Below are 8618 nucleotides of genomic sequence, written 5' to 3' on the forward strand. Positions count from 1 at the left end.
GGATCGACCGGGCCGGCCCGCTGCGGTGGACCGGGCGGGACGGGTGGCACTTCACGCTCGCGTTCATGGGGGAGGTCGAGGACCGGGTGCTGCCCGAGCTGACCGTACGGCTGGAGCGCGCCGCGCGCAGGACCGAGCCGTTCCCGCTGCGGCTGCACGGCGGCGGGCAGTTCGGCGGGCAGGTGCTGTGGGCCGGGGCCGCCGGGGGCATCGACGCCCTGCACCTCCTCGCCGAGCGCGCCGAGGCCGCCGCGCACCGGGCCGGGGTGCCGATGGACCGGCACCGCCGCTACCGGCCGCATCTCACGGTCGCCCGCAGCCGTACGCCCATGGATCTGGGGCCGTACGCCGAGGCGCTCAGCGGCCCCGACGGGTTCGAGGGCACCTCCTGGGACGTCACCGAGCTGGCACTCGTACAGAGCAGTCTGCCGGTGAGCGGGGTGCCGGGCGAGCAACCGCGGTACGAGACGGTCGCCCGCTACCCGCTTGGCCGGGCGGCGGCCGGTGCGGCCCCGGCGGCCGACGCGGCCCGTACGGGCAACCGCGACCCGGGCGAGGAGCACGCCGCCCCCGGCCGTTAACCTCGACACGTGGACCCCAAGACCCGAAACCAGATCATGGCCGGCGTGCTGGTGCTGATGTTCGCGATCATCGCCGTGGCGGCCGCGGTCGGCTAGGCCGGCCACGGCCGCTCGTTCCGTACCGCCTGCTACCAGGCGAACGCCTCCGGCGAAGGCCCAGGACCCGGGAAGATCTCGTCCAGCGAGGACAGGACCTCCTCCGACAGCTCCAGCTCCACCGCGCGCAGCGCGGATTCGAGGTGCTCGGCCGTGCGCGGGCCGACGATCGGGCCCGTCACGCCCGGCCGGGTCAGCAGCCAGGCCAGCGCCGCCTCGCCCGGGTCGATGCCGTGCTTGTCGAGCAGGTCCTCGTACGACTGGATCTGCGTCCGGATCGCCGAGTCGGCGAGCCGGCGGGTGGTGCGGCTGCCCGCGCCGCCCTCGCGCTCCTTGCGCAGCGCGCCGCCCAGCAGACCGCTCTGGAGCGGCGACCACGGGATGACCCCGAGGCCGTACTCCTGCGCGGCCGGGATGACCTCCATCTCGGCGCGGCGCTCGGCCAGGTTGTACAGGCACTGCTCGCTGACCAGGCCGAACGAGCCCAGCCTGCGGGCCGTCTCATTGGTCTGCGCGATCTTCCAGCCCGGGAAGTTGGACGACCCCGCGTAAAGGATCTTGCCCTGCTGGATCAGGGTGTCGATGGCCTGCCAGATCTCCTCGACCGGGGTGGCGCGGTCGATGTGGTGGAACTGGTACAGGTCGATGTGGTCGGTCTGGAGCCGCTTGAGGCTCGCCTCGACCGCGCGGCGGATATTGAAGGCCGAGAGCTTGTCGTGGTTGGGCCAGGCGTCGCCGTCCGCGGCCATGTTCCCGTAGACCTTCGTGGCGAGGACGACCTTGTCCCGGCGCTCGCCGCCCTTGGCGAACCAGGTGCCGAGGATCTCCTCCGTACGGCCCTTGTTCTCGCCCCAGCCGTAGACATTGGCCGTGTCGAAGAAATTGATGCCCGCGCCGAGCGCGGCGTCCATGATGGTGTGGCTGTCGGCCTCATTGGTGAACGGGCCGAAGTTCATCGTCCCGAGGACGAGTCGGCTTACCTTGAGTCCGGTGCGTCCGAGCTGCGTGTACTTCATGGCTCCACAGCCAACGCGTTCGAGCGCACTCAAGGCAAGCCCGGCTGCGCCCTGTGGCCGATTCGGCCGCCCGCCGCGGGCCCGCGGGTCAGCGCGCGAACTCGTCCAGCGCGGCCCGAACTTCACCGCGCCCGGCGTCGCTCCCCATGTGCCCCGCGTCCTCGACCACCACCAGCCGCGCGTCCGGCCAGGCCTTCGCCAGCTCCCACGCCGTACCGAGCGGCCCGGCCAGATCGAACCTGCCGTGCACCAGCACCCCGGGGATGCCCGCCAGCCGCCCGGCCTCCCGCAGCAGCTCCCCCTCCTCCAGCCAAGCGCCGTGCGCGAAGTAGCGCGCGCAGATCCGCACGAAGGCCAGCCGGGCCGCCGGGGCCCTGCCGGTGTACGGGGCGGGGGAGCCGTTCGGCTCCTGGGAGAGCACGGCGTCCTCCCAGGCGCACCAGTCGGCCGTCGCCCGCTCCCGTACGGCAGGATCCGGGCTCTCCGTCAGCCGGGCGTAGGCCGCGACGAGATCGCCGTCGCGCTCGCTCTCCGGGAGGCCCGCGCCCGCCTGAAAGCGCTCCCAGGCCTCGGGGAAGAGCCGCCCGGCGCCCTTGTACAGCCAGTCGATCTCCGAGCGCCGCGTTGTCGTGACCCCGTTGATCACGATCTCCGAGACCCGCTCGGGATGCCGCTCGGCGTACGCCAGGATCAGCGTCGACCCCCAGGACCCGCCGAACAACAGCCAGCGCTCGATGCCGAGCCGCACCCGCAGCCGCTCCATGTCGGCTATCAGATGGTCGGTGGTGTTGTGGCGCATGTCGGTGGCCGGGTCGCTCGCGTGCGGGGTGCTGCGGCCGCAGTTGCGCTGGTCGAAGAGGACGACGCGGTAGCGCTCGGGGTCGAAGAACCGCCGGGCGTACGGGGAACTGCCCGAGCCGGGGCCGCCGTGCACGGCCAGCGCGGGCTTGCCGCCGGGATCGCCGCACACCTCCCAGTGGACGAGGTTGCCGTCGCCGACATCGAGCATGCCCTGCTCGTACGGTTCGACGGGCGGGTAGAGCGGCAACGGCCCGGGAGCGGGCGGCTGTTCGGCAGGCGCGGTGGCCCGGGCCTCGTCCATGGGGAGCGCTCCTCGTACGTGGTGCGGATCTGCGGAGCCGGTACGGCCCCCCGCACCGTACCGACTCCGCCGCCCACGACGCGCGCGAGTTCTACGCGTCCGGTATCCAGCTCCCGTGGAAGCCGAGCGGTACCCGTCCCGGCAGATGGATCCGGGCCACCGGCTCGCCCGTGAAGTCCTGCGCGGCGAGGATCACCAGGTCGGCCGCGCCCCGGTCGGGGTTGTGCACATAGGCCAGCGTGTAACCGTCGTCCTCGGCGCGCGGGTCGCCGCCCCGGTCGCGGGACGTCCTCTCGCGGTGCGTGCCATGGGACGTCTCATGGGACGTCTTGTCGCGGGACGGTACGAACACCGCCTCGCCCGCCGCCGCGCCCCGCTCGAAGCGGTGCACCTCGGCGCTGCCCCGCAGCAGGTCGTGCTTGATCAGGGCATTGCCGAACGCCCGGTCCTGCGGCACCCCGTCGGCCGTGAGATACGCCTGCCACATCTCCGCCGCCGACGCGGCATAGGCGTACCGGTGCCGCCGCGACACCAGCCCCTCGTTCACACGCGGGAACTCCTGCGGGCGGTCGTCGAGCGTGGTCCTGCGGACCCGGCCGCCCGCCAGATCGACGGTCCAGCGCTCCAGCGAGGGAGTCCCCAGGGCGGAGGGGCCGCCGGTGCCACGGCCCGCCGTATAGAAGGGCGCGGGCATGGTGGTCAGGTCGACGACCACCGACGAGCCCTCGTCATAGGCGTTGAGGGTGTGCGAATAGAAGGCCGGGGGCACCTCGAACCAGCGGATCCGGCCGCCCGCCCGTGGCATCACCCCGACCCGTGCCGGGTGCCGGTCGTTCCAGACGTACGGTACGAGCGCGCCCGCCTCGGCGGCGGCCGGGTCGAAGGTCACCGGCATGTCGAAGACGACGACGTACTTCTCGGTCAGCGCGAAGTCATGCATCATCGGGCTGTCCGCGACGGGGATCCGCGTCGTCCGCGCGACCCGGCCCGTACGGTCCACGACAAGATGCCGGACATGGTCCCAGACCGGGTAGTACGTGATGGCGTGCAGCTCGTCGGCCTCGGCGTCGAACTTGGTGTGCGCGGTGAACGCTCCGTCGAGCGTGCCACGGAAGTCGTACGGGCCGACCGTGTTCAGCTCCTCGTCGAGTTCGTACGGCGCCGGCCCGCTCTCCTGCACCGCCAGGACGCGGCCGTGGTACGGGATGACATGGGTGTTGGCGGCGAAGTCGTCCGGCGGGACCGGGCCTTCGTACGGTTCGCCCAGCTTGGCGGCGACGGCGGCGGACCGTACCCAGCGGTTGCGGTACCACTCGGCGCGGCCGTCGCGCAGACGCACGCCGTGGACCATGCCGTCGCCGAGCATCCAGTGGTGCGCGCGGGGATCATCGAGGCCGAGGACATTGGGGCCGTTGCGGAGGTAGCGCCCGTTCAGCTCGCGGGGCACACGGCCGGTGACGGGCAGGCCGAACGCGGTGAGTTCCTCGGTCACCGGCGCGAACGCGCCTTCCAGAAAGGGATGCCGGGACGCGGGTGGCGTGGTCATACGGGCTGTTGCCCGGGGCGCCGCGGGCGGGGCGGCCGCCGCGGTCGCCGCTGTCGCTCGGCCGCCGAGGCCGAGGGCCGCTCCCGCGGCGACAACGGCCGCGCCGCGCACGATGCTTCGTCGGGTGCGATCTGTCATGGTCGGGCTCCCCCGGTGTGGTCCTGTCGCGGATGGTCCTGTCGCGGACTGACACCGAAGATTCTGCGGCGCCCGCCGCGCCGAATCAGGAGGGCTGAACGGCATGTGGAGGGTGGTGCCGGCCCCCGTAACGGACGGGGTGATGGCCGCGGTACCGATGGGGTGATGGCCGTCGTGACGACGAGGTGACGGCCGTCGTGACGACGGGGTGACGGTCGCCACCTGACCGCGAGCGACATGGGCGCCGGGCACATATCCGAGGTGGCGTGGTTCGGTGACGGCCGTCACCGACCCGCACCGAACCTGGTCGGCGTGCTCAGTCGCGACTCTCGTACGGTGCGCCCAGCCCCCACGCCTGGTGCATCGCGTCGGCGAAGGCGGCCGCGAGTTTGTGCTCGCCCGAGGGCGCCGGGTGCGTGCCGTCGTACGTGTCCGCGTGGATGTCGTACGCCGCCGGGCGCGAGGCGAGCAGCAGCGGGGAGCCGGGCCGGTCCAGGTCGGCGACCGCCTTGCCGAGCAGTTCGTTGAAGCGGCCGACCTCGGCGGCGAAGGCCGGGTCGGCCTCCGCCCGGATGTTCGGGATGACCGGCAGGAACACGGCCCGGATCCGCGGATTCGCCGCGCGGGCCCCGGCGACGAACGCGCGCGCGTTGCGCTCGGTCCGCGCGCTGTCCGTATAGAAACCGAGGTCGATCAGGCCCAGTGAGACCAGCAGGATGTCCGCGCGCCCGGCCCGTACCGCCTCGCCGATCAGCGGCCACATGTGGTGGAACCCCACACCCCAGCCCGCGAGATGGCGGCGCGCCCCGGCCGGGAAGTCCGGCGCGCCGTACGCGCACGAGACGGGCGCGTCGGCCTCGGGGTCGTACAGCTCCGTACGGGGGCCGACGATCCGGTACGGGCCGTCGAAGGCCGCTTCGAGGTGCTGCCACATCCGGTAGCGCCAGGTGATGTCACCGGCGCGGCCGACGGTCATGGAGTCACCGACGAACAGGAAACGCATCCGGCCATCATGGCCGAACCGCCGGTCCCGGCGGCCGGTGCGGGCCGGGACATCCCGGGACATGCCCTGGATATCCGTAGGGACGCCCGGTGCGCGGCGGCGGGGTGGCAGGCTGGTGGCATGCGTTCGCTTCCGCGCCCTTCCGGCCTGCGTCTTTCCGGTGCCGTCGCCGCCGCCGTCCTCGCGGCCGCCGCCACCGTCGTACCGCTGGGCATGCCCGCCGTCTCCGCGTCGGCCGCCGACGGACAGTCCGAGCAGACGCCCGACCGGACCTTCACGATCAAGGATCCGCGGATCGTGGAGTCCAGCGGACTGGCCGCCAGCCGGCTCCACCCCGGCATCTACTGGACGCACAACGACAGCGACGACGGGCCCTATGTGTTCGCGGTGGACTCACGGACCGGTGAGACGGTGGCGACGATCACCATGCGGGGCGTGGGCGAACCCAGGGATGTGGAGGCGATCTCCATCGGTCCCGATGGAAATGTGTATGTCGGCGACATCGGCGACAACCTCGATGGGAGCTGGGACCATGTGTGGATCTACCGCTTCCCCGAGCCCAAGCGGCTGGCGGACGCCACGGTGCGGGCGACGCAGTTCGACGTCACCTACGCGGACGGGCCGCGCAACGCCGAGGCGCTGATGGTCCACCCCACGACCGGCCGGGTCTACATCGCCTCGAAGAACGACAACGGCGGCGGGCTGTACGAGGGCCCGGCCCGGCTGTCGTCGTCCGGCAACAACGTGTTCCGCCGGATCGGCGAGGTGCCCTGGGTGACGGACGGGGCGTTCTCGCCGGACGGCAAGGAGCTGGTGCTCCGCTCGTACTTCAGCGCCCGTGCGTACGCGTGGCGGAACGGCGCACTGGGCGCGGACCACGCGGTCCACGCCCCCTTCCAGACCCAGGCCGAGTCGGTGACGTACACGGCGGACGGCAAGGCGCTGATGTTCGGCTCGGAGGGCAAGGACAGCGAGGTCGTACGGGAGGACCTGGACAACGGCAAGGGCGACGGCTCCGCCAACCCCCCTTCCCAGGACGGCGGTTCCACCACCCCGGGCAACGACAGCGCGGCAACCGGCACCAGCGGCTCCAAGGGCAGCGCCACCCTGGGGGTGTTCATCCTCGCGGGCGGCGCGGCACTGTTCTTCGGCTTCCGGCGCCTGCGCGCCAAGAAGTGATCGGACGTCGCCGGCCCGGGCGCGCTCAGGCGATGTACGAGGCCGGCCCCCGGCCCCGGCCCTGAGGAGCGGCGGGCCCGGGCGCGTCGGCGGGCCCGCGTGCGTCGGCGGCGCGGCGGTGCCATGCGTCAGGCGCCGCAGCACCCCGCCGGTGTGCTGCTTTTGGCGCTCCCGCCGAGGGTGTCGGCGTCGGCCTTGACCACGTACACCTCCCACGGCTCCTTGCCCGGGCCGCTCACCCACACCTTGTCCTGGACGGCGTAGCAGCAGGAGGTGTCGTTCTCCTCGAACGTGGCCAGGCCCGCGTCCCGCAGCCGGGCCGTGGCCGCGGTGACCTTCTCGGTGTCCTCGACCTCGACACCGAGATGGTCGAGCCGTGTCTCCTCGCCCGAGTCTCCTTCGATGAGGACGAGCTTGAGCGGGGGCTCGGTGACGGCGAAGTTGGCGTAACCCTCCCGCCGCTTGGCGGGTTCGGTACCGAACAGCTTGGAGTAGAAGGCGATCGAGCCTTCCAGGTCGGCGACGCGCAGAGCGAGCTGGAATCGGGACATGGTGGTCTCCCTCGGGGGCTGTGCTGGTCCGAAGCGTGTATCGACGGTTGTCGATGCAGGGGAGGTTGGCACCTGGTTAGAGAAGTGTCAATATAGAGCCATGTCGAAACAAGCCGGTCTGCCGGTAACCCGCCTGCCCATGGTCGGACAGGACACGGTGTGCTGCGTCCCGATGGTTCGTGAGCCGCTGGGCGAGGCGGACGCGGCCGGGCTGTCCCGGATGTTCAAGGCGCTGTCGGATCCCGTCCGGCTGCGGCTGCTCTCCCTCATCGCCTCGCACGAGGGAGGCGAGGCGTGCGTCTGTGATCTGACCGGCCCGTTCGACGTCTCCCAGCCGACCATCTCCCACCACCTCAAGGTGCTGCGCGAGGCCGGTCTGGTCGGCTCCGAGCGGCGCGGCACCTGGGTGTACTACTGGGTGCTGCCCGAGGCCCTGGCGAAGCTCTCCGACCTGCTGCGCGCCCCGGCCGCGCCGGCGGAGGTCCCCGCGTGAGCGGCCCGGCGCCACTGGTCCGGCGTGCGGCGGCCGAGGCTATCGGCGCCGCGGCGCTGGTGGCCGTTGTGGTCGGTTCCGGGATCCAGGCGGCCGAGCTGACCGACGACACCGGATTGCGGCTGCTGGCCAACTCCCTGGCCACCGTCTTCGGCCTGGGCGTGCTCATCGCCCTGCTCGGTCCCGTCTCCGGCGCGCACTTCAATCCGGTGGTGACGCTCGCCGCCTGGTTCACCGGCCGGCGCACGGCCGATGGTCCGCGGCTGTGTGAAGTGGCCGCGTACATCCCCGCCCAGCTCGCCGGAGCCATCGGCGGCGCGGTCCTCGCGGACGCCATGTTCGCGAGGCCGCTGGTGAAGTGGTCCACGCACGACCGGTTCGCCGGTCACCTGTGGCTGAGTGAGGCGGTGGCGACGGCGGGACTGGTCTGGCTCGTCCTCGGTCTGGCCCGGGCCGGCCGCGCCCATCTGGCGCCGGTCGCGGTCGCCTCCTACATCGGCGCCGCCTATTGGTTCACCTCCTCCACCAGCTTCGCCAATCCGGCCGTGACCATCGGCCGGACGTTCACCGACACCTTCGCCGGCATCGCGCCCGGCTCGGTGGCCCCGTTCGTCGCCGCGCAACTCGCCGGGGCGGCCGTCGGACTGGCCCTGGTCGCCCTCACCTTCGGGCGCCCGGCATCCGGGGCCGGTGACGGCACTACCGGTGACGGCACTGCCGGTGACGGCACTGCCGTACCGCCCGGCGAGCGGCGGCTCCCCGCCCCCGCCCAACCCCGTGAAGAGAGCGCACTGTCCTCATGAGCACTGCCACCACCCCCTCCGTGCTGTTCGTCTGCGTGCACAACGCCGGCCGTTCCCCGATGGGCGCCGCGGTTCTCACCCACCTCCCCGGGGACAGGGTCCGGGTCCGG

Annotated in this window: 9 protein-coding genes and 1 pseudogene; 5 read left to right on the top strand and 5 right to left on the bottom strand. The window is 72.3% G+C overall.

Annotated features, from left to right (window positions below; genetic code table 11):
- Window positions 1–2 precede the first annotated feature (2 nt).
- Entirely contained in the window at window positions 3–581 is a 579-nt protein-coding gene (thpR, locus tag WH07_RS23465; protein WP_232789030.1) for an RNA 2',3'-cyclic phosphodiesterase, read from the top strand.
- 128 nt (window positions 582–709) lie between these two features.
- On the opposite strand, the gene WH07_RS23470 is transcribed toward thpR, so the two are convergent.
- From WH07_RS23470 to WH07_RS23485, 4 genes are all read right to left on the bottom strand, one after another.
- Entirely contained in the window at window positions 710–1693 is a 984-nt protein-coding gene (locus WH07_RS23470) for an aldo/keto reductase (protein WP_046503493.1), read from the bottom strand.
- A gap of 88 nt (window positions 1694–1781) precedes the next feature.
- A complete protein-coding gene (gene pip, locus WH07_RS23475) occupies window positions 1782–2795 on the bottom strand; it encodes a prolyl aminopeptidase (RefSeq protein ID WP_079023488.1) in 1014 nt (337 codons plus the stop codon).
- A 91-nt stretch (window positions 2796–2886) separates the two neighbouring features.
- On the bottom strand, window positions 2887–4479 hold the full coding sequence (locus WH07_RS23480; RefSeq protein ID WP_046503496.1) for a carotenoid oxygenase family protein: 1593 nt from the start codon (window positions 4477–4479) through the stop codon (window positions 2887–2889).
- A gap of 316 nt (window positions 4480–4795) precedes the next feature.
- On the bottom strand, window positions 4796–5482 hold the full coding sequence (locus tag WH07_RS23485; RefSeq protein WP_046503514.1) for a GDSL-type esterase/lipase family protein: 687 nt from the start codon (window positions 5480–5482) through the stop codon (window positions 4796–4798).
- A 120-nt stretch (window positions 5483–5602) separates the two neighbouring features.
- Here WH07_RS23485 and WH07_RS23490 point away from each other — a divergent pair, with 120 nt between their 5' ends.
- On the top strand, window positions 5603–6661 hold the full coding sequence (locus WH07_RS23490; RefSeq protein ID WP_046503499.1) for a hypothetical protein: 1059 nt from the start codon (window positions 5603–5605) through the stop codon (window positions 6659–6661).
- 128 nt (window positions 6662–6789) lie between these two features.
- Here WH07_RS23490 and WH07_RS23495 read toward each other — a convergent pair whose 3' ends face one another.
- Complete coding sequence (locus tag WH07_RS23495) at window positions 6790–7212, bottom strand: ArsI/CadI family heavy metal resistance metalloenzyme (RefSeq protein WP_046503501.1); 423 nt, start codon at window positions 7210–7212, stop codon at window positions 6790–6792.
- A gap of 172 nt (window positions 7213–7384) precedes the next feature.
- On the opposite strand from WH07_RS23495, the gene WH07_RS23500 reads away from it, so the two are divergent.
- The 3 genes and pseudogenes from WH07_RS23500 to WH07_RS41330 form a co-directional block, all read left to right on the top strand.
- Window positions 7385–7705, top strand: coding sequence for an ArsR/SmtB family transcription factor (locus tag WH07_RS23500; RefSeq protein WP_079023489.1), 321 nt, complete (start codon window positions 7385–7387; stop codon window positions 7703–7705).
- Window positions 7702–8508, top strand: a complete 807-nt coding sequence (locus WH07_RS23505) for an aquaporin (RefSeq protein WP_046503509.1) — start codon at window positions 7702–7704, stop codon at window positions 8506–8508. Before WH07_RS23500 ends, WH07_RS23505 begins: the two co-directional genes overlap by 4 nt.
- Window positions 8505–8618, top strand: a pseudogene (locus WH07_RS41330) (phosphotyrosine protein phosphatase); the annotation flags it as partial. The gene WH07_RS23505 and the pseudogene WH07_RS41330, both read left to right, overlap by 4 nt.

The organism is Streptomyces odonnellii (assembly GCF_000981895.1).
Classification (GTDB): Bacteria; Actinomycetota; Actinomycetes; order Streptomycetales; family Streptomycetaceae; genus Streptomyces; species Streptomyces odonnellii.

Bases quoted from the DNA above. Each gene is read 5' to 3' on its own strand.
- WH07_RS23470 (WP_046503493.1), bottom strand. From the start codon at position 1,693: ATGAAGTACACGCAGCTCGGACGCACCGGACTCAAGGTAAGCCGACTC.
- pip (WP_079023488.1), bottom strand. From the start codon at position 2,795: ATGGACGAGGCCCGGGCCACCGCGCCTGCCGAACAGCCGCCCGCTCCC.
- WH07_RS23480 (WP_046503496.1), bottom strand. From the start codon at position 4,479: ATGACAGATCGCACCCGACGAAGCATCGTGCGCGGCGCGGCCGTTGTC.
- WH07_RS23485 (WP_046503514.1), bottom strand. From the start codon at position 5,482: ATGCGTTTCCTGTTCGTCGGTGACTCCATGACCGTCGGCCGCGCCGGT.
- WH07_RS23490 (WP_046503499.1), top strand. From the start codon at position 5,603: ATGCGTTCGCTTCCGCGCCCTTCCGGCCTGCGTCTTTCCGGTGCCGTC.
- WH07_RS23495 (WP_046503501.1), bottom strand. From the start codon at position 7,212: ATGTCCCGATTCCAGCTCGCTCTGCGCGTCGCCGACCTGGAAGGCTCG.
- WH07_RS23500 (WP_079023489.1), top strand. From the start codon at position 7,385: ATGGTTCGTGAGCCGCTGGGCGAGGCGGACGCGGCCGGGCTGTCCCGG.